General features: G+C 52.0%; 26 protein-coding genes and 1 riboswitch. Of the genes, 14 read left to right on the plus strand and 12 right to left on the minus strand.

From position 1 onward, the window contains the following. Positions 1–44 precede the first annotated feature (44 nt). From proQ to htpX, 3 genes are all read left to right on the plus strand, one after another. A complete protein-coding gene (gene proQ / locus ACH0VJ_RS00375) occupies positions 45–731 on the plus strand; it encodes an RNA chaperone ProQ (RefSeq protein ID WP_000431401.1) in 687 nt (228 codons plus the stop codon). A 19-nt stretch (positions 732–750) separates the two neighbouring features. Next, entirely contained in the window at positions 751–2,799 is a 2,049-nt protein-coding gene (prc, locus tag ACH0VJ_RS00380) for a carboxy terminal-processing peptidase (RefSeq protein WP_001091237.1), read from the plus strand. Positions 2,800–2,991: 192 nt separating this feature from the next. Beyond that, entirely contained in the window at positions 2,992–3,873 is an 882-nt protein-coding gene (gene htpX / locus ACH0VJ_RS00385; RefSeq protein ID WP_000984498.1) for a protease HtpX, read from the plus strand. A gap of 47 nt (positions 3,874–3,920) precedes the next feature. On the opposite strand, the gene ACH0VJ_RS00390 is transcribed toward htpX, so the two are convergent. Next, positions 3,921–5,294 (minus strand): MFS transporter, encoded by a 1,374-nt coding sequence (locus ACH0VJ_RS00390; RefSeq protein ID WP_000416139.1) that lies wholly within the window; start codon positions 5,292–5,294, stop codon positions 3,921–3,923. Positions 5,295–5,469: 175 nt separating this feature from the next. Here ACH0VJ_RS00390 and kdgR point away from each other — a divergent pair, with 175 nt between their 5' ends. Then, a complete protein-coding gene (gene kdgR / locus ACH0VJ_RS00395) occupies positions 5,470–6,261 on the plus strand; it encodes a DNA-binding transcriptional regulator KdgR (protein ID WP_001262195.1) in 792 nt (263 codons plus the stop codon). A gap of 211 nt (positions 6,262–6,472) precedes the next feature. Here the strand turns inward: kdgR and yobH are convergent, their stop codons facing one another. Beyond that, the gene (gene yobH / locus ACH0VJ_RS00400; protein WP_001236777.1) at positions 6,473–6,712 is read right to left on the minus strand and encodes an invasion protein YobH; all 240 of its coding nucleotides are present in this window, start codon (positions 6,710–6,712) and stop codon (positions 6,473–6,475) included. 157 nt (positions 6,713–6,869) lie between these two features. On the opposite strand from yobH, the gene mgrB reads away from it, so the two are divergent. From mgrB to rlmA, 6 genes are all read left to right on the plus strand, one after another. Beyond that, a complete protein-coding gene (mgrB, locus tag ACH0VJ_RS00405; RefSeq protein ID WP_000714547.1) occupies positions 6,870–7,013 on the plus strand; it encodes a PhoP/PhoQ regulator MgrB in 144 nt (47 codons plus the stop codon). A gap of 70 nt (positions 7,014–7,083) precedes the next feature. Then, the gene (locus tag ACH0VJ_RS00410; RefSeq protein WP_001000660.1) at positions 7,084–7,371 is read left to right on the plus strand and encodes a YebO family protein; all 288 of its coding nucleotides are present in this window, start codon (positions 7,084–7,086) and stop codon (positions 7,369–7,371) included. A 648-nt stretch (positions 7,372–8,019) separates the two neighbouring features. Further along, positions 8,020–8,163 (plus strand): DUF2627 domain-containing protein, encoded by a 144-nt coding sequence (locus ACH0VJ_RS00415; protein ID WP_001537930.1) that lies wholly within the window; start codon positions 8,020–8,022, stop codon positions 8,161–8,163. Positions 8,164–8,175: 12 nt separating this feature from the next. After that, positions 8,176–8,385 carry a transcription antiterminator/RNA stability regulator CspE gene (cspE, locus tag ACH0VJ_RS00420; RefSeq protein WP_001062678.1) on the plus strand — a complete coding sequence of 70 codons (210 nt, stop codon included), beginning with the start codon at positions 8,176–8,178 and terminating at the stop codon, positions 8,383–8,385. 219 nt (positions 8,386–8,604) lie between these two features. Next, entirely contained in the window at positions 8,605–10,350 is a 1,746-nt protein-coding gene (ftsI, locus tag ACH0VJ_RS00425) for a peptidoglycan glycosyltransferase FtsI (protein WP_000730322.1), read from the plus strand. Positions 10,351–10,415: 65 nt separating this feature from the next. Then, on the plus strand, positions 10,416–11,225 hold the full coding sequence (gene rlmA / locus ACH0VJ_RS00430) for a 23S rRNA (guanine(745)-N(1))-methyltransferase (RefSeq protein ID WP_000010924.1): 810 nt from the start codon (positions 10,416–10,418) through the stop codon (positions 11,223–11,225). Here rlmA and mntP read toward each other — a convergent pair. From mntP to manX, 5 genes are all read right to left on the minus strand, one after another. Beyond that, positions 11,222–11,788 (minus strand): manganese efflux pump MntP, encoded by a 567-nt coding sequence (gene mntP, locus ACH0VJ_RS00435; RefSeq protein ID WP_139386116.1) that lies wholly within the window; start codon positions 11,786–11,788, stop codon positions 11,222–11,224. The genes rlmA and mntP overlap by 4 nt on opposite strands. A gap of 111 nt (positions 11,789–11,899) precedes the next feature. Further along, positions 11,900–12,001, minus strand: a riboswitch (yybP-ykoY riboswitch). A gap of 196 nt (positions 12,002–12,197) precedes the next feature. Then, positions 12,198–12,656: a DUF986 family protein gene (locus ACH0VJ_RS00440; RefSeq protein ID WP_000156274.1), complete on the minus strand. Its 459-nt coding sequence runs from the start codon at positions 12,654–12,656 to the stop codon at positions 12,198–12,200. Between the two features lie 58 nt (positions 12,657–12,714). Continuing rightward, positions 12,715–13,566, minus strand: coding sequence for a PTS mannose transporter subunit IID (locus ACH0VJ_RS00445; RefSeq protein WP_001518647.1), 852 nt, complete (start codon positions 13,564–13,566; stop codon positions 12,715–12,717). 12 nt (positions 13,567–13,578) lie between these two features. Further along, positions 13,579–14,379, minus strand: a complete 801-nt coding sequence (gene manY, locus ACH0VJ_RS00450; protein ID WP_000406918.1) for a PTS mannose transporter subunit IIC — start codon at positions 14,377–14,379, stop codon at positions 13,579–13,581. Between the two features lie 52 nt (positions 14,380–14,431). Further along, on the minus strand, positions 14,432–15,400 hold the full coding sequence (gene manX, locus ACH0VJ_RS00455; protein WP_000150523.1) for a PTS mannose transporter subunit IIAB: 969 nt from the start codon (positions 15,398–15,400) through the stop codon (positions 14,432–14,434). A gap of 317 nt (positions 15,401–15,717) precedes the next feature. Here manX and ACH0VJ_RS00460 point away from each other — a divergent pair, with 317 nt between their 5' ends. Beyond that, complete coding sequence (locus ACH0VJ_RS00460) at positions 15,718–15,885, plus strand: protein YoaL (RefSeq protein ID WP_370739650.1); 168 nt, start codon at positions 15,718–15,720, stop codon at positions 15,883–15,885. Then, positions 15,873–17,432 carry a CNNM family cation transport protein YoaE gene (gene yoaE, locus ACH0VJ_RS00465; RefSeq protein ID WP_000421815.1) on the plus strand — a complete coding sequence of 520 codons (1,560 nt, stop codon included), beginning with the start codon at positions 15,873–15,875 and terminating at the stop codon, positions 17,430–17,432. The genes ACH0VJ_RS00460 and yoaE overlap by 13 nt, the downstream gene beginning before the upstream one ends. Before the next feature lie 21 nt (positions 17,433–17,453). Here the strand turns inward: yoaE and ACH0VJ_RS00470 are convergent, their stop codons facing one another. The 4 genes from ACH0VJ_RS00470 to pabB all read right to left on the minus strand — a co-directional run bounded on the left by ACH0VJ_RS00470 (position 17,454) and on the right by pabB (position 22,767). Beyond that, complete coding sequence (locus tag ACH0VJ_RS00470) at positions 17,454–19,055, minus strand: EAL domain-containing protein (RefSeq protein ID WP_001192523.1); 1,602 nt, start codon at positions 19,053–19,055, stop codon at positions 17,454–17,456. A 137-nt stretch (positions 19,056–19,192) separates the two neighbouring features. Next, entirely contained in the window at positions 19,193–20,557 is a 1,365-nt protein-coding gene (gene sdaA / locus ACH0VJ_RS00475; RefSeq protein WP_079833554.1) for an L-serine ammonia-lyase, read from the minus strand. A gap of 263 nt (positions 20,558–20,820) precedes the next feature. Then, positions 20,821–21,399, minus strand: a complete 579-nt coding sequence (locus ACH0VJ_RS00480; protein WP_000381544.1) for a CoA pyrophosphatase — start codon at positions 21,397–21,399, stop codon at positions 20,821–20,823. A gap of 3 nt (positions 21,400–21,402) precedes the next feature. Then, entirely contained in the window at positions 21,403–22,767 is a 1,365-nt protein-coding gene (pabB, locus tag ACH0VJ_RS00485; protein ID WP_000978461.1) for an aminodeoxychorismate synthase component 1, read from the minus strand. Positions 22,768–22,847: 80 nt separating this feature from the next. On the opposite strand from pabB, the gene ACH0VJ_RS00490 reads away from it, so the two are divergent. Continuing rightward, a complete protein-coding gene (locus ACH0VJ_RS00490) occupies positions 22,848–23,027 on the plus strand; it encodes a YoaH family protein (protein ID WP_000457328.1) in 180 nt (59 codons plus the stop codon). 5 nt (positions 23,028–23,032) lie between these two features. On the opposite strand, the gene ACH0VJ_RS00495 is transcribed toward ACH0VJ_RS00490, so the two are convergent. Then, a complete protein-coding gene (locus ACH0VJ_RS00495; protein ID WP_000029550.1) occupies positions 23,033–23,377 on the minus strand; it encodes a RidA family protein in 345 nt (114 codons plus the stop codon). A gap of 131 nt (positions 23,378–23,508) precedes the next feature. On the opposite strand from ACH0VJ_RS00495, the gene ACH0VJ_RS00500 reads away from it, so the two are divergent. Next, positions 23,509–25,419, plus strand: coding sequence for an ATP-dependent DNA helicase (locus ACH0VJ_RS00500; protein ID WP_000128800.1), 1,911 nt, complete (start codon positions 23,509–23,511; stop codon positions 25,417–25,419). The last annotated feature ends 54 nt before the right edge of the window (positions 25,420–25,473 follow it).

Below are 25,473 nucleotides of genomic sequence, written 5' to 3' on the forward strand. Positions count from 1 at the left end.
TGCCTGCTGCTTGTTGGCTACGTCCGTTGTAATCAGGAAATTTCATGGAAAATCAACCTAAGTTGAATAGCAGTAAAGAAGTTATCGCGTTTCTGGCCGAGCGTTTTCCTCACTGTTTTAGTGCGGAAGGCGAAGCTCGCCCGCTGAAAATTGGTATTTTTCAGGATCTGGTAGAGCGAGTTGGGGGCGAAATGAACCTCAGCAAAACGCAACTTCGTTCCGCTTTACGTCTTTATACTTCAAGCTGGCGTTACCTGTACGGCGTTAAGCCGGGCGCAACGCGCGTCGACCTTGATGGCAATCCGTGCGGCGAGCTGGAAGAACAGCATGTCGAACATGCGCGTAAGCAGCTTGAAGAAGCCAAAGCCCGTGTTCAGGCGCAGCGCGCAGAGCAGCAAGCGAAAAAACGCGAAGCTGCCGCGGCGGCTGGCGAAAAAGAAGACGCGCCGCGACGCGAGCGTAAACCTCGCCCGGTAGCGCGTCGTAAAGAAGGCGCTGAACGTAAACCTCGCGCTGATAAACCGACGACGAAAGCGCCGCGTGCGCCTCGCGAAGAGAAGCACACGCCGGTTTCTGATATTTCAGTATTGACCGTAGGGCAGTCCCTCAAGGTGAAAGCGGGTAATAATGCGATGGATGCCACCGTATTAGAAATCACCAAAGATGGTGTCCGTGTACAGCTGAATTCGGGTATGTCTTTGATTGTACGCGCAGAACACCTGGTGTTCTGAAACGGAGGCCAGGCCTGGCATGAACACTTTTTTTAGGCTTACCGCGTTAGCTGGCCTGCTTGCATTAGCAGGCCAGTCCTTCGCCGTGGAAGATATTACGCGTGCCGATCAAATTCCCGTACTAAAGGAAGAGACGCAACATGCGACGGTGAGCGAGCGCGTAACGTCGCGTTTTACCCGCTCCCACTATCGCCAGTTCGATCTGGATGAGGCATTTTCGGCAAAGATTTTTGATCGCTATCTGAATCTTCTCGACTATAGCCACAACGTTTTGTTGGCGAGCGATGTCGAGCAGTTTGCGAAAAAGAAAACCGTGTTGGGCGATGAGCTGCGCACGGGTAAGCTGGATGTTTTTTACGATCTTTATAACCTGGCGCAAAAGCGCCGGTTTGAACGTTACCAGTACGCGCTAAAAGTGCTGGAACGGCCAATGGATTTCACCGGAAACGATACGTTTAACCTGGACCGCAGTAAAGCGCCCTGGCCGAAAGATGAGGCTGAGCTAAATGCGCTGTGGGATGGTAAAGTGAAATTCGATGAGCTCAGTCTGAAACTCACCGGCAAGAGCGACAAAGAAATTCGCGAAACGCTGACGCGTCGCTACAAATTCGCTATTCGTCGCCTGGCGCAGACCAACAGTGAAGATGTGTTCTCGCTGGCGATGACCGCTTTTGCGCGTGAAATCGACCCACATACGAATTATCTTTCTCCCCGCAATACCGAGCAGTTTAATACCGAAATGAGCCTGTCTCTGGAAGGTATCGGCGCGGTGCTGCAAATGGATGACGATTACACTGTCATTAACTCATTGGTCGCCGGCGGCCCAGCAGCGAAGAGCAAGTCGATTAGCGTCGGCGATCGTATCGTCGGCGTAGGGCAGGCCGGAAAACCGATGGTCGACGTCATTGGCTGGCGTCTTGACGATGTGGTGGCGCTGATCAAAGGGCCAAAAGGCAGCAAGGTCCGACTGGAAATACTGCCGGCTGGTAAAGGGACGAAAACGCGTATCATCACGCTGACGCGTGAACGGATTCGTCTTGAAGATCGCGCGGTTAAAATGTCGGTGAAAACCGTCGGCAAGGAAAAAGTTGGCGTACTGGATATTCCAGGCTTCTATGTTGGCTTGACCGATGATGTCAAAGTTCAGCTTCAGAAGCTGGAAAAACAGAACGTTAACAGCATCGTTATCGATCTGCGTTCAAACGGCGGTGGGGCGCTGACGGAAGCCGTTTCGCTTTCCGGTCTGTTTATCCCTTCTGGTCCGATAGTTCAGGTGCGCGACAATAACGGCAAAGTGCGTGAGGATAGCGACACCGACGGCGTGGTCTACTACAAAGGCCCGCTGGTGGTGCTGGTCGATCGTTTCAGTGCCTCGGCATCGGAAATCTTCGCTGCCGCGATGCAGGATTATGGTCGCGCGCTGATTGTCGGTGAGCCGACCTTCGGTAAAGGGACGGTACAGCAATATCGTTCGCTAAACCGAATTTACGATCAGATGCTTCGCCCGGAATGGCCTGCGCTGGGTTCGGTGCAGTACACCATTCAGAAGTTTTACCGTGTCAACGGCGGTAGTACGCAGCGTAAAGGGGTCACGCCGGATATCATCATGCCGACTGGCAATGAAGAGACGGAAACCGGAGAAAAATTTGAAGATAACGCCTTGCCGTGGGATAGCATTGATGCGGCGAAATACGTGAAATCGGACGATTTGGCCCCGTTTGGCCCGGAATTATTGAAAGAACACAACGCGCGTATCGCCAAAGATCCTGAGTTTCAGTACATCATGAAGGATATTGCACGTTTCAATGCCATGAAGGATAAGCGCAACATCGTCTCTCTGAATTATGCGCAGCGTGAGAAAGAGAACAATGAAGAAGACGCTCTGCGTCTGGCGCGTATTAACGATCGGTTTAAACGTGAGGGTAAACCGTTGCTGAAGAAACTGGACGATCTGCCAAAGGATTACCAGGAGCCGGACCCGTACCTTGATGAAACGGTGAAGATTGCTCTGGACCTGGCGCATCTTGAAAAAGAAAAACCAGCGGAGCAGGCGGCAGCCAATAAGTAACGCTAAACAGGCACAAAAAATTGTGCCTGTTTTTTTTAACAAGCGCAGAAGTCGTCAGGATAATGCTACAAAATGTAAAGTTGTGTTTTTCTCGTGACTTACCGCCTGGTGATGCTTGAAAATAGCCATAAGACCCATACGATGTGGGTAATCGCATAGTGCGCTTTGTTAAATTGAGGTTAAAAGAAAATTATGATGCGAATCGCGCTCTTCCTGCTGACGAACCTGGCCGTGATGGTCGTTTTCGGGCTGGTTCTGAGCCTGACAGGGATACAGTCGAGCAGCGTGCAAGGCTTGCTGATCATGGCGCTGCTGTTTGGTTTTGGCGGTTCTTTTATTTCATTGCTGATGTCCAAATGGATGGCGTTAAAATCCGTAGGAGGGGAAGTTATTGAACAGCCTCGCAATGAAAGAGAACGCTGGTTGATGAACACCGTAGCAACGCAAGCGCGCCAGGCCGGTATCGCCATGCCGCAGGTTGCTATCTACCATGCGCCGGACATTAACGCGTTTGCGACGGGCGCACGCCGTGACGCCTCATTGGTCGCTGTGAGCACCGGTTTGTTGCAAAACATGAGCCCTGACGAAGCGGAAGCCGTCATTGCGCATGAAATCAGCCATATTGCCAATGGCGATATGGTGACGATGACGTTGATTCAGGGGGTGGTTAACACCTTCGTTATCTTTATTTCGCGCATTATCGCGCAAATTGCTGCTGGTTTTCTGGGCGGCAACCGCGATGAAGGCGAAGGAAGTAACGGTAATCCGCTAATCTATTTCGCCGTTGCGACGGTGCTGGAACTGGTCTTCGGTATTCTGGCGAGCATCATCACCATGTGGTTCTCCCGTTACCGTGAGTTTCATGCCGATGCGGGATCGGCGAAGCTGGTTGGCCGTGAAAAAATGATTGCCGCGTTGCAGCGCCTGAAAACCAGCTACGAGCCGCAAGAAGCGACCAGCATGATGGCGTTTTGTATTAACGGTAAATCGAAATCGTTAAGCGAGCTGTTTATGACGCACCCACCGCTGGATAAACGCATTGAAGCGCTGCGTAGCGGTGAGTACCTGAAATAATAAGCCCACTGACAAGTATGAAAAGCGCGTCGAATGACGCGCTTTTTTTACGCCTGAACGCGTGGTTGCGTAATACGTAAACCGCTCACCACCGCCGCGAGAGTCGCCAGGATCGCCGCCGCGAGCAGCGAAAGATGCGTACCGCTATCGCCAAACTGGTTCAACATCAGCGCTACCAGCGCGGCGCCAGTACTTTGGCCTAACAGTCGCGCCGTGCCCAGCATCCCGCTGGCGCCACCGCTGCGCTCACGCGGCGCGGAAGTGATAATGGTGTGATTATTCGGCGACTGGAACAGGCCAAACCCTGCGCCACAAAGGATCATCGGCCAGATAATATTCAGATCGGAGGGGGAGGCTGGCAACATGACCAGCGCAAACAACCCGGCTGCCATTATCACCATTCCCAGCGCCCCCAGCAAACCGGCATGAAGACGTTCTATCAGGTATCCCGCCAGCGGCGCCATTACCATCGTTGCCAGCGGCCAGGGCGTCAATAACAGGCCGGTTTCTACTTCGCTACGGCCCAGCACGGTTTGCAGATAAAAAGGTAGCGAGACCATGGCTAACATTTGCGCGCAGAACGAGCAAATTGACGTGCCGATCGAGAGTGAAAAAAGCGGAATGCGTAACAAGTCGATGGGTAACAAAGGGACGGGCAAAGAAAGCTGGCGGCGCACGAAGAAAAACCCGACCACGACCAGAACGAGCAGCTCTGCGCCAATCAACGTTAGCGACTGTCCCTGGGCAAAGCCGCTCAATGCGGTAATCAGCAGGCCAAATGTGAGCGCATTCATTACCGCGCTCGGTAAGTCAAAGCGCGGCTTAGTGTCATGGGCGATGTTTGCTGGTAAAAAGCGGATGGCCAGAATTAACGCGATGATACCTAACGGGACATTAATCAGAAACAGCCATTTCCATGATGAGATGGATAAAATCGCTGCGGCGATCGTCGGACCCGCGGCGGAAGAGACTGCGACGATAAAAGAGTTAATTCCCATGCCTCGTCCCAGATGACGCTGGGGGTAGATAAGACGAATCAGCGCCGTGTTTACGCTCATTAGCGCCGCGCCGCCAAATCCCTGCGCGATGCGCGCCAGCGTCAGCATCTGCAGCGAGTCTGAAAGCGCGCAAAACAATGATGAAAGCAGAAATACCACTAAACCACATTTGTAGATCCGGCGATAACCAAACATGTCGCCTAAAAAAGACAGGGAAAGCAGTGAGACGACAATGGCGATTTGGTATGCATTGACAATCCAGATAGAGCTGGCAGGGGAGGCATGTAAATCAGTCGCAATGGTTGGCAGCGCGACATTAGCGATTGCGCCATCCAGAACCGCCATCGAAATACCGATAATAATCGTCAGGATAGCGCCGTATCTCTGCGGGAGGGGCAGGCCATCGGCCCGTGTTTTTTCCATAAGTATTTTGTAATAAGGGGAATTATGAGCTGAATAATAATGTTAGCATTAATACTGAGTTGTTATGTCGCAGATTTGTAACGAAGTAAGCAAAGATGGATTGCGGGCGACCTGGCGTGAAATTATAATAAAAACTCGTTCTGAATTTTATAAAACGCTCGTAATGAGGTGATAAATGGCAAACGCAGATCTGGATAAGCAGCCTGATTCTGTATCTTCTGTGCTGAAAGTTTTCGGCATTCTGCAGGCGCTGGGTGAAGAGCGTGAAATAGGGATTACCGAGCTATCGCAGCGCGTCATGATGTCGAAAAGCACCGTTTATCGCTTTTTGCAAACCATGAAAACGCTGGGCTACGTGGCTCAGGAGGGGGAGTCTGAAAAATACTCTCTGACGCTAAAGCTGTTTGAGCTGGGCGCGCGAGCTTTGCAAAATGTTGATCTCATCCGCAGTGCGGACATTCAGATGCGCGAACTGTCTCGTCTGACAAAAGAAACTATCCATCTTGGCGCGCTGGATGAAGACAGCATTGTCTATATCCATAAAATTGACTCTATGTACAATCTGCGGATGTACTCACGTATTGGGCGTCGTAATCCGCTGTACAGTACGGCCATCGGTAAAGTGCTTCTGGCCTGGCGCGACCGTGATGAGGTTAAGCAGATTCTCGACGGCGTAGAGTATAAGCAAAGCACGGGACGCACGATTACCAGCACTGAAGCGTTGCTGCCGCTGTTGGATGAAGTGCGTGCGCAAGGATACGGTGAAGATAACGAAGAACAGGAAGAAGGGTTACGTTGTATCGGCGTACCGGTATTTGACCGTTTTGGCGTAGTCATCGCAGGGTTAAGCATTTCGTTCCCGACGCTGCGTTTTTCAGAAGAACGCCTACAGGAATATGTGGCTATGTTACACGCCGCCGCGCGTAAAATTTCTGAACAAATGGGTTACAACGATTATCCCTTCTAAGCAACGTTATTAGCATGACGTTAAAAAAAAGCAGCTACGAAAAATGTAGCTGCTTTTTTTATAACATCGGGTGGGATGAAATCGTAAAAGTAGATAATATCTGTCGGCTTATTTAACGGTTATTAAAATATTATTTAACAGTACTTATGAACAACAGCCAATATAGGGGAATTATTGGTTGTAGTTTCACTGTGAAATTATTTATTACCGCTTAGCCATTATCCACCACGGTGGCGATTTTTCTGAAAATGGGACAGTCGGAAAAGCCAATAATGCCGCTGTTGGTATGGAGATATTGCGCCGTGCTGGTGCCGCGTGCGGTCAGGTAATGGCACTGTAAACCCAGCCCCGCAGCGTTCACTTTACTTCCCACCAGGATGCCATAGCCGCTCATCAGCAGGCCTATCCACACCAGGGCAAACAATACAATTGCGCGAATGATCAAACGCATTACTACCTCTTTTCTTTTTTAGTTAGAATAAGAGTAGCGTGTACATTGATTGAAACAAGTGAATCATTCCTAAAAACATATAATGCCGCTACAGTTACTCCTGGTTTAAGTAACTCATGATAATTTAGCGACATAAGATGTAAGATCGGAGAGTGGAGTGAAAAAATTTCGATGGGTCGTTCTCGGCATCGTGGTGGTAGTATGCCTGTTGCTGTGGGCGCAGGTGTTTAATATCATGTGCGATCAGGATGTACAATTTTTCAGCGGTATTTGCGCCATCAATAAATTTATTCCCTGGTAAACGTTTTACACCAGAGATTTCCTTCCCGTGTAGCAGTGGTAGAATGACGTCTCTACATTGAGGTGGTGAAATGAACGACGTTTTAAACTCTGGTGCGTTTTCTCTTGCATCTTTAATAGTATCAATGGTGGTTCTGGTGGTGGGGCTGGCGCTCTGGTTCTTTGTCAACCGGGCAAGTTCCCGTGCCAACGAGCAGATAGAACTGCTCGAAGCGTTATTGGATCAACAGAAGCGGCAAAACGCGTTGTTACGTCGCCTTTGCGAAGCAAACGAACCAGAAAAAGAAGCGGAACCCGCAACAGCGGCAAGCGAACCAAAAGAGGATGAGGACATCATTCGTCTGGTTGCAGAACGATAATGCTTACCGGGGCGCAAATGGCGCCAGTGCCATACGCCCCATTTCCCCGTCGGATCTCTCCGCGTTGCCGTTTGCAACTGATACTACAGCATCAACACCTTACATAATATATGGCTTTATATGCAACATAGTTTTATATGTATAACAAATGGACATATGGCATTTTTGTGATACTGCTCATTCTCTCTTAAAAGCGAAACGTTTCTATCTCTTTATGGATTGTCATTGTTTGTTCATTATTTTAAGGCATTCTGTAAAGACGCAGAACATCACAAAAAGCGGTGTCGAGAATCGCTTTTCTTTTCTATTATTTTGATTAAAAGGTGTTTTTTATCATTGTGACAATTTATGCATAACTCAGCATAAAAAGTGATATGAAAAATACAGCTTTTAAATGTGATTTGATGCACTGGAAGAAGCGAAGTTATTGAGCTATGGTAGAAAAATGGCTTTTCAGCAGTGACGTTGTCAGAAGTCCGTCAGCGCGTAAGGATATATCTTTCGCAATTTTGTTGCATAAACGTGCTGTCAATTTGTGAAGGTTCTCGTAATTTGTGCGACGGATCGAGACACGTTTAAAAATGGCTTGCCATAATTAACGTTGTATGTGATAACAGGCTTTGGGTTAAACGAGGTACAGTTCTGTTTATGTGTGGCATTTTCAGTAAAGAAGTCCTGAGTAAACACGTTGACGTTGAATACCGCTTCTCTGCCGAACCTTATATTAGTGCCTCAAGCAGTAATGTCTCAGTTTTATCTATGTTATGCCTACGGGCAAAGAAAACACTCTAAGGAATTTTGCAAATGGCAAAGATTAAAGGTCAAGTTAAGTGGTTCAACGAATCCAAAGGTTTTGGCTTCATTACTCCGGCTGACGGCAGCAAAGATGTGTTCGTACACTTCTCCGCTATCCAGGGCAATGGTTTCAAAACTCTGGCTGAAGGCCAGAACGTTGAGTTCGAAATTCAGGACGGCCAGAAAGGTCCGGCTGCTGTTAACGTAACAGCTATCTGATCGACACCACTGATTTGATGCGTTTGTCGCGTCAGCCTCAGATATAAAGCCTCGCTAAAAGCGGGGCTTTTTAATTCAATATCCTTCAAAATGTGTCTGGATGCGCTCTCGTTAGCGATTTGTTGCAAAGGCTCGAGGTTATTAGCATTGTTTTTTCTGGTTTTTCCGGCCGTTTCCCGTTAAATCAATCACCTGAAAAATGATTCGGCTGGAGATCAGGTGAAAAAGAAAAGCGACGGCGATACCCGTAATTTTACGCCCATACGTTTTGCACTACTTTGCACTGCCATTCTGCTCAGTATGGCATTGTTGTTAGGGCGGGTGGCATGGCTGCAAATTGTTACGCCGTCGAAACTGGTGAAACAAGAAGATATGCGCTCGCTTCGTGAAGTGACCACGGCCTCTCCACGCGGCATGATCACCGACAGAGAAGGGCGGCCCTTAGCGGTGAGCGTTCCGGTTAATGCTGTCTGGGCCGATCCGAAGACTATCATAAGCAAAGGCGGCGTTGGCTACAATGAGCGCTGGCAGGCGCTGGCCAGCGCCTTACATCTGTCTCTCAGTACGCTTGCGGAACGGGTAAACAGTAACCCGGCAGGCCGTTTTATCTACCTTGCGCGCCAGGTTTCACCCCAGCAAGCCGAATGGATAGATAAACTGAATCTACCGGGTATTAACCTGCGGGAAGAGTCGCGCCGTTTTTACCCTGCCGGACACGTAGCGGCCAATTTGATCGGCTTTACCAATATCGACGGGCAGGGAATAGAAGGTATTGAAAAAAGCTTTAACGCGCAACTGACGGGAAAACCGGGCTCCCGACTGGTGCGTAAAGATAAATTTGGTCACGTTATTGAGAACATTACGGAAGTGAATCCGGTTCCTGCTCATGAACTTCAGCTTAGCATTGATGAACGTCTGCAAACGGTTACCGAAGATGCGCTGGATAACGCCGTCATCTGGAACAAAGCGGAATCCGGCGCTGCCGTATTGATTAACATCCCAACGGGTGAAATTCTCTCGATGGCGAGCTATCCGGATTTCAATCCGAACAACCGTGAAGGCGCGCAGTTGGACGATTTTCGTAACCGCGCGATTAGCGACACTTTCGAACCCGGTTCTACTGTGAAGCCATTGGTCATTATGACTGCGTTACAGCAGGGCATCGTGCAGCCGGACAGTGTTATCGATACCCATCCTTTTACTCTCGATGGACACCGTATCCGCGACGTCGGTTACTATCCGGAACTGACATTAACCGGCATTTTGCAAAAATCCAGCGATACCGGCGTTTCTCACCTTTCTCTGGCGATGCCGGTGCAGAAATTAATGGATACTTATAAAAGCTTTGGTTTCGGCGTGCCTACCGGACTGGGTCTCACCGGAGAGAGCAGCGGGTTATTACCGAAACGCCGTTACTGGAGTGATTTAGATCGCGCTACCTTCGCTTTTGGCTATGGATTAATGGTGACGCCGCTGCAACTGGCGCATGTTTATGCCACGATTGGCAGCTTTGGTATCTACCGTCCGTTATCGATCACCAAAGTTGATCCGCCCGTGATCGGCACGCGGGTAATGCCGGAAGAACTGGTGCACGAGGTGGAACATATGATGGAGAGCGTCGCGTTGCCTGGCGGCGGCGGAACAAAAGCCGCAGTAAGAGACTACCGTATTGCGGTCAAAACCGGGACGGCGAAAAAAATTGGCGATGATGGTAAATACGTCGATAAGTATGTGGCATATACCGCAGGCGTCGCGCCGGCAAGTAACCCCAGATTTGCGCTGGTGGTGGTGATTAATAATCCGCAAAACGGGGCTTATTATGGCGGCGCGGTATCTGCGCCCGTATTCAGCCAGATCATGGGCGATGTGCTGCGGCTGGAAAATGTTGAGCCAGACGGTATGCCAGCCGATTCAGATCACCTTCTGGTGATGCATGGCAGCCACGTTGCGGTTCCGGGCTCGTAAAGGATTTTCCCGGGGCGCAATTCGCGTTACACTTGCGCCCTTTAGCGCCCCAGTCCGGAGTTGTCATGTCGTTTACCTGTCCGCTTTGCCATCAGCCGCTTACGCAGATTAATAACAGCGTTATATGTCCACAGCGCCATCAGTTTGATGTGGCGAAAGAGGGCTACATCAATCTGCTGCCGGTACAGCATAAACGTTCGCGCGATCCGGGCGACAGCGCCGAAATGATGCAGGCAAGGAGAGCGTTTCTTGATGCAGGCCATTATCAGCCGCTGCGCGATGCCGTGATTAACCTGTTGCGCGAGCGGCTGGATCAGTCGGCCACGGCGATTCTGGATATCGGCTGCGGCGAGGGGTATTACACTCATGCTTTTGCCGAGGCGTTGCCGGGAGTCACCACGTTTGGACTGGACGTTGCTAAAACGGCGATCAAAGCGGCAGCGAAGCGCTATTCGCAGGTGAAGTTTTGTGTGGCGTCAAGCCATCGACTGCCCTTTGCCGATGCGTCAATGGATGCGGTGATCAGAATCTACGCCCCGTGTAAGGCGCAGGAATTGGCGCGCGTGGTGAAACCAGGTGGTTGGGTCGTTACCGCCACGCCTGGACCGCATCATCTGATGGAACTAAAAGGGCTCATTTATGATGAGGTGCGTTTACATGCGCCGTATACCGAGCAGCTCGACGGATTCACATTGCAGCAGAGTACCCGCCTTGCTTATCACATGCAGCTCACCGCCGAAGCGGCTGTAGCACTGTTGCAAATGACGCCATTTGCCTGGCGCGCCAGACCAGAAGTGTGGGAACAACTGGCTGCCAGCGCCGGACTTAGCTGCCAGACGGATTTCAACCTTCATCTCTGGCAGCGTAACCGTTAACCGTGAAAATGCGTCCAGAGGATCTGGGCGCCAATTCCTATCAGTACGACCCCGCCGAGAATTTCAGCACGCTTACCCAGCATTGGGCCGATAAAGCGACCGATCATCATTCCGAGGGTGGACATGATAAGCGTGGCGCAACCGATAGCTAATGCGGTAGCGATGATGTTTACCTGCAAAAACGCCAGACCGACGCCAACCGCCATCGCATCGAGGCTGGTCGCGATAGCCGTCGTGACTAATAGCCAAAAGCTGTGGCGGCGTAACGGTGTTTCATCTTCATCACTACCGCCGCGGATACCTTCGATGATCATGCGTCCGCCCAGAAAGATCAGCAGAACAAAGGCTATCCAGTGGTTCCATTCCAGAACGAATTTACTCGCCAATATCCCCAGCCCCCAGCCGATTAACGGGGTCAGCGTTTCAACCGCGCCAAAGATAAGGCCGGTACGCAACGCTTCTGAGAATTTGGGTTTATGTAGGGTGGCGCCTTTGCCAATTGATGCCGCGAAAGCATCCATCGACATGCCGAAAGCGAGAAGAACAGTAGCAGTAAAGTGCATGACAACGTCCTGACCGGGGTATCCATTAAACACATCACTGCCCCCAGCAAACATGCATGTCGCCATTCTGTGACGAAATACACAGCAGTTGATGCGCCTATGGTCTCGCCTGACCAGCGGCGGCTGGTCCGTACGCGCCACGTTTTGCAACGAGTATGTTGACGCGTACATTTCCGGAGTCTGGAAATCGGCTACTCCCCAATTGACGGCGCAACATTAACATATTTTTAGAATATAAAACAACAGCGATAAAATATTATTTGCCTTCTAATTGAAAACGATTTTCATTTAGATTTATTCATCAATAAAACGTTAAATTAAATAACAATTGGTCAATAGAAAATATAGCCTTAGCTATATTATGATTCGAAATAAAATTCGAAAAACATAGTTGAGGCTATATCTTAGATTATTGATTTTCAATAAGAAGTTTATATATTTTTTCCAGATCGTCGATATTGCGTACACGGATAAGCAAGCGTCGTTGTTCTAATTGCATCACCAGTACGCCGTCTTCCGATAAATTCATCTCTTTAATACGGTTATATTCTATCCAGACATTGGCGAAGAAAAAGCCACGTTGTTTAAAGATGATCCGTGGCGTGCGGATCCAGAATATATAAAACCCCATTAACGCCAGCGCGCTTAATAACCATGTGGTCATCTGCGCTCCGTGGCCGGTTACGTTGTTATAAATAAGGATGGCGACCAGCCCAACGAAGATAACGCTGTCTACGCGACCGCGGCGGAGCAGGGCTATAGAAAGCAGAGTGGGGCCATTGCGACGGGGCATGATGAACTGATCGTAGAGAGCGTAAGCCAATAATGCGGCAATAAAGAGAATCAGCACCAGGTCCGTGATAGTCATTTATCCTCCAGAGAAATAAAAAAACGGGGCCGTTTGGCCCCGGTAGTGTACAACAGCCTTACTGACCCAGCAGTCCTACGGAGTAGCCGGCGATACCGATGACGAAGAAGCCCACGATAATCCACAGCGGGTTAACTTTCTTACGCAGCAGCCACATACAGGCAAAGGTCAACAGTAGCGGAACCAGACCCGGCATCAGCTGGTCGAGAATGGTTTGCACGGTGGTAACGCGGGTCTGACCATCCTGACCGGTGATGGTGGAGACCACCAGCGGGATATTCACGTGCGTCCACTTGTTAACCAATGCCCCCATGACAAACAGGCCGAGGATTGACGCCCCCTCAGTCAGTTTTTGCAGGAAGCCGCCGCCCATATCTTTAACGATATCGACGCCTTTGCGGTAGCCATAAGCTACGCCATAATAGCGGGTCGCCAGACGCACCAGGTTAAACAGGATGAAAAACAGCAGCGGACCAAGCAGGCTGCCGCTCATTGCAATACCTGCGCCCAGCGCCGCGAATACCGGACGGACGGTACCCCAGAAGATAGGGTCGCCGACGCCTGCCAGCGGTCCCATCAGACCGACTTTGATGCCGTTGATAGCACCATCGTCAATCTCTGCGCCGTTCGCACGCTTTTCTTCCATTGCCAGGGTCACGCCCAGTACCGGCGCCGCAACGTAAGGATGGGTGTTAAAGAACTCCAGGTGACGTTTAATCGCCTGTTTACGCGCGTCATTATTCTCCGGATACAGGCGACGAATCGCCGGCACCATAGAGAAGCAGAAGCCCAGCGCTTGCATACGTTCGAAGTTCCATGACCCCTGGAACAGGTTAGAACGAAGAAATACGCCGCGAATATCGCTCGGAGTGAGTTTTTTCTCGGTGGTAGTTTTAGTCATATCAACCATTTCGCTCACCTGTTAGTCCAGTTCGTTATCGAGATCGTTATTGCCAGCCGCCGCTGCAGGCGCGCCCGCTACACGGTTGTATTTCGGGCTCAGCTGGATGTAAAGAATAGCCATCACTGCGCCGATGACACCCAGTGCGACCAGGTTGAAGTTTGTGAAAGCCGCGGTGACGAAACCGAGGTAGAAGAACGGCATCAGGTAGCCTGCGCGCATCATGTTGATAACCATCGCATAACCAACCACGACGATCATGCCGCCGGCGATGTTCAGACCGCCCGTGACGACTTCAGGAATCGCATTCAGCATCCCCTGTACTTCGCTGGTGCCTACGGAGATGGCAACGATAACCGCCGGGATAGCGATACGCATTGCCTGCAGGAACAGAGAAGAAACGTGCAGCCAGGAGAGCGCCGTCAGGTTGCCGTTTTCAGCCGCCTTGTCCGCCGCGTGCTGGAATGCCACGGTGATGGTACGAACGATAATGGTCAGTACCTGGCCTGCCGCCGCCAGCGGAATCGCCAGCGCGATACCGGCGCCAATGCTTTGATGCCCGGCGATGACCAGAACGGTAGAGATGATGGACGCCAGTGCGGCATCAGGCGCAACGGCAGCACCGATGTTCATCCAGCCCAGAGCGATCATTTCCAGAGTACCGCCGATGATAATACCGGTTTTCATGTCCCCCAAAACGGCGCCGATTAAGGTACAGGCGATCAGCGGACGGTGGAACTGAAATTCATCAAGTACCGACTCCATACCTGCGATACATGCGACGATGAACACCAGCACAATCTGAAGAGTGGTAATCTCCATTGTACTTCTCCTATTGCTATCTTAAGTGTGAAAGCTAATTAAATGCCGGCGGTTATTTCGCCACTTTGGCAATTAAATCCATCATTTTCAGTTTCGGATCGGTGGAAACTTTACGCACCTCAAGCTCGATGCCGCGCTCGTTGAGCTTTTTAAAGGCTTCGATATCCTTTTCATCGACGGAAACGGCGTTGTTCACCTGCGTTTTACCTTGACGGTAGGCCATACCGCCAATGTTCACGGAGGTGACTTTCACGCCGCCCTCAACGATGCGCTCGACGTCGGTAGGATTGGTAAACAGAAGCATCACGCGTTCGCCGGCGTATTTCGGGTTATTGTAGACGCGAATCATCTTCGCGACGTCAACCACATGCGCCGTAACGCCCGGCGGCGCAACTTGCGTCAGCAGCGTTTTACGTACGGTATCCGCCGCGACTTCATCGCTCACAACAATAATACGGCTGACATTGGTCTCTTTGGTCCAGCGGGTAGCGACCTGACCGTGAATGAGGCGGTCATCAATACGGGCAAGCCCGATAACCATATAATCATTCGGGCCCATCGGTTTTGCCGGCGTGGCCGCTTTTGGCGCGGCGGCGACTGGCGCTGGCGCGGCTTTTTCTACCGGTTTCGCTTTCAGCGCTTTTACGCCTTCACGACCGGTTTCTACCGCCAGTGCGACCAGCTCGTCAAAGCTTGGATCGTCGTCACGAGCCATAAACGTTTCGACCAGCATCGGGATGTTGACGCCGGCAATAACTTCATAGCGCTCTTTATCGACGACAATGCGGCTGGCAGCATTAAACGGACTGCCTCCCCATGTATCAACGAGAAATAGCACGCCTTTACTGGTATCGAGTTTAGCCAACTGAGCGTTGTACTTTTCGATCAGCGTTTCGGCATTTTCGCCTGGAACGAAATCGATCCAGCCGACGTTTTCCTGCTCGCCTAACAGCATTTCGGCTGTTTTAAGTAACTGCTCTGCAGCCCAACCATGTGTGCCTATAACAATAGCAATGGTCACTTGCTACCTCCTTTATTATTGTCAACACATCAACTTGACAGATGTATTTTTTGAATCGCCGTCCGCAAGCGAATCGATTCAGATGAGGGTTACAACGAAAAACGCATGATTTTCGTGAATTATTTTAGATATCGAAAAAAATATTTTGTGTGATGGAGATCCGTAATTTTGTTTTCGATAATGAGAAATTTCGAAGTGTAAAATATCCCGGTTACATCTCTTTGCAAAGGAAGGTAAATCTTTGCCAAAAACCAGTTGTCTCTGTTATGTTTAGATTCCGTTTAATTAGAATGGGGTATAGGGCAGCAGCCCGTTGTATGGATCGTCACCGACGTCATTTCACTCTTTGGCCGTTTTGCGCCTGTCAATCTGGCATATCTTGCCATAGCCTTACTTTGTTTATTGCGTTACCGCCTGCATCCTTTGAGATGTTGTGGGCGCCGTTTAGTCATTCCTTAAGCAGGAGCTTGTCATGGAATTATTAATGGATCCCTCAATTTGGGTGGGTTTACTCACGCTCGTCGTCCTGGAAATTGTCCTGGGTATCGATAACCTGGTCTTTATCGCGATCCTCGCCGATAAATTGCCGCCAAAGCAGCGTGACAAAGCGCGTCTTATCGGGCTCTCGCTGGCGCTGATTATGCGTCTGGCGCTGCTGTCCATTATTTCGTGGCTGGTGACCTTAACAAAGCCGCTCTTTACCGTCTGGGATTTTACCTTCTCCGGCCGCGATTTAATTATGCTGCTGGGCGGTATATTCCTGCTGTTTAAAGCGACCACCGAGCTGCATGAACGTCTGGAAAACCGCGAGCATGACACCGGACACGGTAAAGGCTATGCGAGCTTCTGGGTGGTAGTCACGCAGATTGTCATCCTGGATGCGGTCTTCTCGCTGGACGCCGTGATTACGGCGGTAGGTATGGTAAACCATCTGCCGGTTATGATGGCGGCGGTGGTGATTGCGATGGCGGTGATGCTACTGGCGTCAAAACCGCTGACCCGTTTTGTCAACCAGCATCCGACGGTGGTGGTGCTCTGTCTGAGTTTCCTGCTGATGATCGGCTTGAGCCTGGTGGCGGAAGGGTTTGGTTTCCATATTCCGAAAGGGTACCTGTACGCGGCAATTGGTTTCTCGATCGTTATCGAGGTGTTTAACCAGATTGCGCGCCGCAACTTTATTCGTCATCAGTCCACGTTGCCGCTGCGCGCGCGTACTGCGGACGCTATCCTGCGTCTGATGGGCGGTAAACGTCAGGCAAGTACGCAACATGAGACGGATAGCCCGGCCGCGATATCGGTGTCGGAAGGCGCCTTCGCCGAAGAAGAACGCTACATGATTAACGGCGTACTGACTCTGGCGTCGCGCTCCCTGCGCGGCATTATGACGCCGCGAGGCGAAATTAGTTGGGTGGATGCGAATCTCAGCGTAGCTGAAATCCGTCAGCAGTTACTCTCTTCTCCGCATAGCCTGTTCCCGGTATGTCGGGGCGAGCTGGATGAAATTATCGGTATCGTTCGGGCGAAAGAGTTGCTGGTGGCGCTGGAAGAGGGCGCGGACGTTGCGGCTATCGCCGCGTCTTCTCCGGCGATAGTGGTGCCGGAAACGCTTGATCCTATCAATCTGTTAGGCGTTTTGCGTCGCGCGCGCGGCAGTTTCGTTATCGTCACTAACGAGTTCGGCGTGGTGCAGGGGCTGGTTACGCCGCTGGATGTGCTGGAAGCGATTGCCGGTGAGTTCCCGGATGCCGATGAAACGCCGGAAATCGTTGCCGATGCCGAGGGCTGGATAGTGAAGGGCGGCACCGATCTTCATGCGTTACAGCAGGCGCTGGAAGTTGACCATCTGGTGAACGAAGAGGGCGATATTGCGACGGTCGCGGGGTTAGTGATCGCCGCTAATGGCCATATTCCTCGTGTAGGCGATGTCATTGATGTTCCGCCACTGCGGATCACCATTGTCGAGGCCAACGACTACCGTGTCGATCTGGTTCGGATTGTTAAAGAACAGCCTGCCCACGACGAAGAGGAATAACGTCACACGCAGGAATCAAGTCTATAGATGCGGCATCGCGGACATAATCTGTCCGTTATGCCGGGCGGGCGGCGGCGCGCTGCCCGCCAGCCACTGTGGAAATTCGCTAATGGGCATCGGCTTCGCATAGAGATAGCCCTGTAACATTTGCACGCCATGCTGGCGCAAATGCTGTGCCTGCGTCTGGTTTTCGACCCCTTCCGCCACCAGTTCAATATTCAGTCTTTGCCCCAGCGCGATAATAATATCGGTCACCGTTGAATTGACCGCATCGGTACCGATGGCGGCGGTGAAGGATTTATCGATTTTCAAAATATCCGGCCGCAGTTTTTCCAGCCAGGAGAGCGAGCTGTTTCCTGTGCCAAAATCATCGATGGCTAACTTCACGCCTTTACGATGCAGCTCGCGCATCAGGCGGTAATCAACGTCAAGCAACGCGTCGCGTTCCGTGAGCTCCAGCACCAGTTGCTGAACAGGTTCCGCACTAAACCAGTACTGATTAAGATCTTTGAGAAGCACGCCGTGTCGGAAATGGCTTGCCGCTACATTGATGCCGATATGAAACTGATGGTTGATGGGGAAGTAGTGCCGCTGCCGAATGGTTTCCGCAATCACATAGCGGGTCAGCGGCGCTATCAGGTTATGTTCCTCGGCGATAGGAATAAAAACATCCGGTGAGATCCAGCCCTGGCGCGGGTTGTTCCAGCGTAACAGGATCTCAACGCCGGTACATTGCTGCGTGCGGGCATTAAGCAACGGCTGACAAAATAGCTCAAACTCCCGTTCGGCAAGGGCCAGATTAATTTCCCAGGAAAAGCTCATTCTGCTGGCCGTTGCCAGCCAGGCGATATAACCGATCAACAGGCTAAGCAATACGGCCAGCGGTAACTGCGTCGGGAGATGTTTGAACGCCAGTACGCCTGCCGACGGCCCGCTGACGCTGATAGTAAAAGGGAAATGCCGCGATGAAAGCTGGTAACGCTCTTCATCTTTTTTTAATTCCGGAAGAGTATCGACCACGCCCCGACCATATAACAGGTGCCGTTTGCCGACCGTCAGGCTGGCGCTGGTAATTTGCGGCTGCTGAGGCTCAAGTAGCATAGTCGCCAGCAAGTCAATATTCACAATTTCCATCACGCCATCCTGGCCATCGGCAGAGGCGGGATACCACTGAATGAGGATCGGGCTTCCCTTGAGTAACGATTGGTCCGTGGAAAGTAGCAGCAGATCGCCAACTGCGGGAAGATCGGGCTGAAGCTGGCGTATGGGAGTGTTACGGGCGCCAAAAATGCTTGAGCAGTAGAGAATTCCCTCTTTTACCAGCCCGATAGAACGAATGGTTTGCAGGCGGGCGGCTTGCTTACGCAACGGCAAATGCGCGGTCGCGCACGGAAGCTCAAGTAAGGGTAGCAGTATGTTTCGTCCGACCAGGAGAGGATGCAGCACATTATCCAGCGCATCAACGGCATGATTCGCGAATGCAACCGTGCGATGGTGATTTAAGTTCCGCTCCGAAATAAATCGGATGCTCAACGTAAGAATGAGCGTGACCAGTGCACAAATCGTGCAAACAATGAAACGATTACGGCGATAATGATTGATGATCCGTTGTGCTGTTTGCATGCGGGCCGCCCAATAAGCGTTGGCGACAAAAGCCAACCGCGACACAGCAAGTGTAGTGGGGAAACGTGGAGTCGACGAGGAAGAGATAAAAATTTCGCCCATCCGTAGCAGATGGGCGAAGGGAGGGGAAACGGCGTTTAATCACACTGGACTTTAATAGCCAACCCGCCGCGCGACGTTTCGCGGTATTTTGCGTTCATGTCTTTTCCGGTCTCGTACATCGTTTCGATGACTTTATCCAACGAGACGCGCGGCGCGCTGGTTCGACGCATGGCCATACGCGCAGCGTTGATCGCTTTAACCGAAGCAATGGCGTTACGTTCGATACACGGCACCTGCACCTGACCGGCAACCGGGTCGCAGGTCAGCCCCAGGTTATGCTCCATGCCGATTTCAGCGGCAACGCAAACCTGTTCCGGACTGGCGCCCAGCAGTTCAGCAAGGCCTGCCGCCGCCATCGAACAGGCGACCCCGACTTCGCCCTGACAGCCGACTTCCGCGCCGGAAATAGACGCGTTCATCTTATACAGCGCGCCAATAGCGCCTGCCGCCAGGAAGTAGCGGGTGTAAATATCCGGGCTGACAGACTCAATAAAATGGTCGTAGTAAGCCAGTACCGCAGGCACGATGCCGCACGCGCCGTTGGTTGGCGCCGTCACGACGCGACCACCTGCGGCGTTCTCTTCGTTCACCGCCAGAGCAAACATGTTCACCCAGTCAATGACGTTCATCGGATCGCTGGAAAGCTTATCGCTGGAAACCAGCATACGACGCAGCGCAGAGGCGCGACGCGGTACGCGCAGCGGCCCCGGCAGCACGCCTTCGGTATTCATACCACGATCAATACAGGCCTGCATGGTCTGCCAGACGTGACCGAAATACTCTTCAATCTCTTTCTTGCTATGCAGCGCCAGTTCGTTTTGCATCACCATGCCGGAGAGTGAAAGGCCGGTACTGTTGCAATACTCCAGCATTTCTTTCGCCGATTTAAACGGATAAGGTACAGTAACCTCATTCGTCGCTTCCTGGCCGAAATGCTCTTCATCAACGATAAAGCCGCCGCCGATGGAATAGTACGTCTTGCTATAAATGACCGTGTCGTCATGCCAGGCGTGGATCTGCATCCCGTTTTCATGCAGCGGCAAATTGCCGTTGTGAAAACGCATTCCGTCATCTTTCGGGAAGTCGACTTCGTGACGTCCCTGGGCCAGTAACAGACGCTCGCGCGTTTCGACGTCGCGAATAAAACCGGGGATACTATCAATATCCACGGTAGCGGGTTCATTACTCGCCAGACCCATAATAATGGCGATATCGGTATGGTGACCTTTCCCCGTCAGCGACAGCGAGCCGTAGACATCGACAGCGACGCGGGTAACGTTATCCAGTAATCCTTTTTCGACCAGGTCATCGACGAACTGTTTACCGGCCTTCATCGGGCCAACAGTGTGGGAAGAGGAGGGACCAATCCCTACCTTAAACATGTCGAATAGGCTAATCACGATAATACTCCTGACAGGGCAACCGGGGCTTCCGGTTACGATGTTATAACTGCGCATAGTGTAAGAGGGAACGCTGGCATCAGCTTAACTATTCACATGAATTAAACTAATGAATAACCGCGTTTTTACTAATATTGCGACAGTAATCTCAAGTCGTGTCTTGCGCGCGTAAAGTTAAGTATATACACGTTGCCCTTCAGGCTGCCTCTTTGGGGGAGGCGATTGTTACCGCCTTGAGGCAATGTGAATGGCGTTGTGTACAGTCAGGGCTTTACGCCAATTTGCAGCGCCAGCTCACGAAGAATGTTTGCGGTCATGCCCCAGACGAAATAATGCTCATACCAGGAGAGCCATACGCGGTGCGAATTGCCGCGACGGTAAACATCAAGCGGATGATATCGCCCCAGTTGCAACGCTTGCGCCAGCGGCATTTCAAACACCGCAGACACTTCATCTTCACTGGCGCGCCAGGGGAGATTTGGCGGAATAATGCCGACCACCGGGGTGACCTGAAAACCGGTCACGCTGTCTACCGGCGGTAAAACGCCAATCACTTCCACGGCTTGCGGCGGGATGGCGACTTCCTCCTGCGCTTCGCGAAGCGCTGCGGCGATAAGCGAAGCATCGGTACTGTCCACGGCCCCGCCGGGAAAGGCGACCTGTCCGGCGTGTTTGCGCAAATGAATAGCCCGCTGGGTCAACAGCAGCCCCGGCTGGGGGCGGCGAACCACAGGGATCAGTACGGCGGCCTGACGTTGATTTAACGTTTCATGAGTCATCTGCGGGCGCAAAAGCTGAAAGCGCGATAAGAAATGATCGAGCGTCAGACGGCTGGTATCCACGTATTAGTTCTCCAGTGGGTGCAGGATACGATTAACTTTATCAAAAGTTTCCTGATATTCCGCATCTTCGTTGCTATCGGCCACGATACCGCCGCCGGCTGAGCAATAGAGTTGGCCCTGCGTTGCCGTGACGGTGCGGATAGTAATACTGGTATCCATCTTGCCGCAGAAACTCAGATAACCGATGCTACCGCACCAGGCGTTGCGTCGCTGCGGCTCCAGTTCGTCGATAATTTCCATTGCCCGCACTTTAGGCGCGCCGGTAATGGAGCCGCCGGGGAAAGCCGCGCGCAGCAGGTCGGTAGCATGAAGCGAGTCCGGTAAACGGGCGGTAATGGTGCTAACCAGATGGTGAACGGCAGGAAATGGTTCGACGACGAACAGTTCCGGCACTTTCACCGAACCCGGCACGGCGACCCGGCCAATATCGTTACGCATCAAATCGACAATCATCAAATTTTCAGCGCGATCTTTCATTGAATTAGCCAGTTTCTGCGCCTGCTGACGATCCGCCTGCGGATCGTTAAGCCGTGGAAGCGTACCTTTGATCGGGCGCGTCTGAATATGACCGTTCTCCAGTTGGATAAAACGCTCGGGAGAAAGGCTCAATATGGCGCCGTCATGTAAACGAAGAAAGGCGCTGAACGGGGCGCGATTTGCGCGGTTAAGGCGTTCGAAAGCCTGCCACTCATCACCCTCGTAGCTCGCCTGAAAACGCTGGGAAAGATTGACCTGATAGCAGTCCCCGCTGTGCAGCCAGGCCTGCACCTGACGAAACTTCTCGCCATACTCGCAACGCGTCATATTGGATTGCCAGGCCGAGGTAAGCCTGAAGGGCGTTCGGGTTGGCGCGCGCTGGCTGGTGAGCCAGCGATATCGGGCGTCTGCATCGTGATAGCTTATCAGCGACACTACCTGTTTATGGTGATCGACAATCAGCGCCCAGTCGTAAAGGCCAATCGCCATATCGGGTAAAGCGATATCGCGCGCGGCAGTATCGGGCAGAATTTCGAAACGCCGCCCTAAATCATAACCAAACAGACCCAGCGCGCCGCCCTGAAAGGGTAAGTCAGGGTCAGGCTGAGGATGAAAAGGCAGCGCCTCCAGTTGAGTCTGCAAAACGTGTAACGGATCGTCGAGAGTGACGGTAGTCGTGCGCGCAGTACATACCGTGGTTTCCTGCGCGCGCGTGGTCAGCGTGGTGACAGGATCGGCGACCAGAATATCAAAGCGGTTATAGGGATGAATAGCATCACCTGAATGCAGCAGCATCGCCCAGGGCAAATGGTTTACGGGCGCAAAATAGTGTTCAGCGGCGTCCGGACGCCAGGGTAAGGTGATAACAGTGGGAGATAACGTCTTCATCATTCCTGACTCGTTACAACACTACTGGCTTACCGCCGGGTAGCGTGAAATAATTAGCGCTAACAATTTAGCAGGAGTTAATCATGTTTGCAGGTTTACCTTCACTCAGTCATGAACAACAGCAAAAAGCCGTAGAACGTATCCAGGAATTGATGTCGCAAGGTATGAGCAGCGGAGAAGCGATTGCCCAGGTAGCGGGCGAACTTCGCGCCAACCATACCGGCGAACGGATAGTGGCGCGTTTTGAGGATGAAGACGAATAAGCGGCTTATACCGCCGCGACAATCTTAATCTCAACTTTATATTTCGGGTTCATCAACCCGGCCTGTACGGTACAGCGTACCGGCGCATGGCCTGCGACGACCCACGCATCCCACGCCTTATTCATGGCGGCAAAATCCGCTTTATCGCTCAGGAAAATAGTGGCATCCAGAATACGTGACTTACTGGAGCCCTGTTTTTCCAGCACCGCATCAATTTGCGCCAGAGTATTCGCCGTTTGCTCAAAAGCGTCGGCGTCGAGGTTTTCCGGCACGCCGGTATACCACAGCGTATTATTGTAGATCACCACGTCTGACCAACGATCTTCGGCATCAATACGCACGATAGACATCACTTATTCCTCATTTGCTTTCCATTTGAATGGCTCAAGACTGCCACAATGTGGCGCCGCCGTCACCTCTGTAACTGGCGTAAGCCTTTCTACCCTGACATAATCCCCTGTGCAAATTAACAGGGGGCAGTGTGACGGACGATTTTGCAGCAGATGGCCAACTGGCCAAAGCGATAACTGGCTTTAAACCGCGCGAACCACAGCGACAAATGGCGGTTGCCGTAACACAAGCGATTGAAAATGCGCAGCCTCTGGTTGTTGAAGCCGGCACCGGAACCGGGAAGACCTATGCTTACCTCGCTCCGGCGTTGCGCGCCGGGAAAAAAGTCATTATTTCGACCGGGTCGAAAGCGTTGCAGGATCAACTCTACAGCCGCGATCTGCCGACGGTAGCAAAAGCGTTGGCGTTTACCGGTAAGACGGCCCTGTTGAAAGGACGTTCAAACTACCTCTGCCTGGAGCGTCTGGAACAACAAGCGCTGGCGGGCGGCGATTTACCGGTACAAACGTTAAGCGACGTGATATTGCTGCGCTCTTGGTCAAATCAGACGCGGGATGGCGATATCAGCACCTGCGTCAGCGTGGCGGAAGATTCCCAGGCCTGGCCGCTGGTCACCAGTACCAACGACAACTGCCTTGGCAGCGATTGCCCGCTCTACAAAGAGTGCTTTGTGGTGAAAGCGCGTAAAAAGGCGATGGACGCGGATGTGGTGATTGTAAACCACCACCTTTTTCTTGCGGATATGGTGGTTAAAGAGAGCGGGTTTGGCGAACTTATCCCTCAGGCTGAAGTAATGATCTTCGATGAAGCCCACCAACTGCCTGACATCGCCAGCCAGTATTTCGGACAATCGCTCTCCAGCCGTCAGTTACTGGATTTAGCAAAAGACATCACCATCGCCTACCGGACGGAACTGAAAGACACTCAACAGTTGCAAAAATGCGCCGATCGCCTTGCCCAGAGCGCCCAGGATTTTCGTCTGCAACTGGGGGAGCCCGGCTACCGGGGAAATTTGCGTGAACTGTTAGCCGACCCACGTATCCAACGGGCATTTTTACTGCTGGATGATACGCTGGAGCTTTGTTACGACGTGGCGAAGCTGTTGCTGGGCCGTTCGGCGCTGCTGGATGCGGCTTTTGAACGCGCCACGCTATACCGTTCACGGCTGAAACGCTTAAAAGAGATCAATCAGCCGGGATACAGCTACTGGTATGAGTGCACTTCGCGCCATTTCACCCTGGCGCTGACGCCGCTCACCGTGGCGGACAAATTCAAAGAGGTGATGGAACAGAAACCCGGTAGCTGGATTTTTACCTCGGCCACGTTATCGGTAAATGATGATCTTCACCACTTTACCGCCCGTCTGGGAATTGAACAGGCAGAATCCATGCTGCTGCCCAGCCCATTCGACTATACGCGCCAGGCGTTACTCTGCGTACCGCGTAACCTACCGCAAACCAACCAGCCCGGCGCGGCGCGACAGTTGGCGGCTATGCTCAGGCCGATTATCGAAGCCAATAACGGGCGATGTTTTATGCTGTGCACCTCGCACGCCATGATGCGCGATCTGGCGGAGCAGTTTCGCGCCACCATGACGCTGCCAGTGTTATTGCAAGGGGAAACCAGTAAAGGCCAACTGTTACAGCAATTTGTTAGCGCCGGCAACGCGCTGCTCGTCGCCACCAGCAGCTTCTGGGAAGGGGTGGACGTGCGCGGCGATACGTTATCGTTGGTGATTATCGACAAATTGCCGTTTACCTCCCCGGACGACCCGTTGTTAAAAGCGCGAATGGAAGACTGTCGTTTGCGCGGTGGCGATCCGTTTGATGAGGTTCAACTGCCCGATGCGGTGATTACGCTGAAGCAGGGGGTGGGGCGGCTAATTCGCGATGCGGACGATCGCGGGGTGTTAGTGATTTGTGATAACCGGCTGGTGATGCGGCCCTATGGCGCCACGTTTCTCGCCAGCCTGCCTCCTGCGCCGCGCACGCGTGATATCGCCCGTGCCGTTCGCTTTCTTGCGATTCCATCCGCCGAGTAATTTGTTACGGAGTATGGTAAGATGCGCGCTATTTTATTGATCTAAGCACGAAAC

Source organism: Salmonella sp. 2020_1459 (genome assembly GCF_043847915.1).
In the GTDB taxonomy this organism is placed as follows: domain Bacteria; phylum Pseudomonadota; class Gammaproteobacteria; order Enterobacterales; family Enterobacteriaceae; genus Salmonella; species Salmonella enterica.

Coding starts and splice junctions, on each gene's coding strand:
- proQ (WP_000431401.1), top strand. CDS start 45: ATGGAAAATCAACCTAAGTTGAATAGCAGTAAAGAAGTTATCGCGTTT.
- prc (WP_001091237.1), top strand. CDS start 751: ATGAACACTTTTTTTAGGCTTACCGCGTTAGCTGGCCTGCTTGCATTA.
- htpX (WP_000984498.1), top strand. CDS start 2,992: ATGATGCGAATCGCGCTCTTCCTGCTGACGAACCTGGCCGTGATGGTC.
- ACH0VJ_RS00390 (WP_000416139.1), bottom strand. CDS start 5,294: ATGGAAAAAACACGGGCCGATGGCCTGCCCCTCCCGCAGAGATACGGC.
- kdgR (WP_001262195.1), top strand. CDS start 5,470: ATGGCAAACGCAGATCTGGATAAGCAGCCTGATTCTGTATCTTCTGTG.
- yobH (WP_001236777.1), bottom strand. CDS start 6,712: ATGCGTTTGATCATTCGCGCAATTGTATTGTTTGCCCTGGTGTGGATA.
- ACH0VJ_RS00410 (WP_001000660.1), top strand. CDS start 7,084: ATGAACGACGTTTTAAACTCTGGTGCGTTTTCTCTTGCATCTTTAATA.
- ACH0VJ_RS00415 (WP_001537930.1), top strand. CDS start 8,020: ATGTGTGGCATTTTCAGTAAAGAAGTCCTGAGTAAACACGTTGACGTT.
- cspE (WP_001062678.1), top strand. CDS start 8,176: ATGGCAAAGATTAAAGGTCAAGTTAAGTGGTTCAACGAATCCAAAGGT.
- rlmA (WP_000010924.1), top strand. CDS start 10,416: ATGTCGTTTACCTGTCCGCTTTGCCATCAGCCGCTTACGCAGATTAAT.
- mntP (WP_139386116.1), bottom strand. CDS start 11,788: ATGCACTTTACTGCTACTGTTCTTCTCGCTTTCGGCATGTCGATGGAT.
- ACH0VJ_RS00440 (WP_000156274.1), bottom strand. CDS start 12,656: ATGACTATCACGGACCTGGTGCTGATTCTCTTTATTGCCGCATTATTG.
- ACH0VJ_RS00445 (WP_001518647.1), bottom strand. CDS start 13,566: ATGGTTGATATGACTAAAACTACCACCGAGAAAAAACTCACTCCGAGC.
- manY (WP_000406918.1), bottom strand. CDS start 14,379: ATGGAGATTACCACTCTTCAGATTGTGCTGGTGTTCATCGTCGCATGT.
- ACH0VJ_RS00460 (WP_370739650.1), top strand. CDS start 15,718: ATGGATCGTCACCGACGTCATTTCACTCTTTGGCCGTTTTGCGCCTGT.
- yoaE (WP_000421815.1), top strand. CDS start 15,873: ATGGAATTATTAATGGATCCCTCAATTTGGGTGGGTTTACTCACGCTC.
- ACH0VJ_RS00470 (WP_001192523.1), bottom strand. CDS start 19,055: ATGCAAACAGCACAACGGATCATCAATCATTATCGCCGTAATCGTTTC.
- pabB (WP_000978461.1), bottom strand. CDS start 22,767: ATGATGAAGACGTTATCTCCCACTGTTATCACCTTACCCTGGCGTCCG.
- ACH0VJ_RS00490 (WP_000457328.1), top strand. CDS start 22,848: ATGTTTGCAGGTTTACCTTCACTCAGTCATGAACAACAGCAAAAAGCC.
- ACH0VJ_RS00495 (WP_000029550.1), bottom strand. CDS start 23,377: ATGTCTATCGTGCGTATTGATGCCGAAGATCGTTGGTCAGACGTGGTG.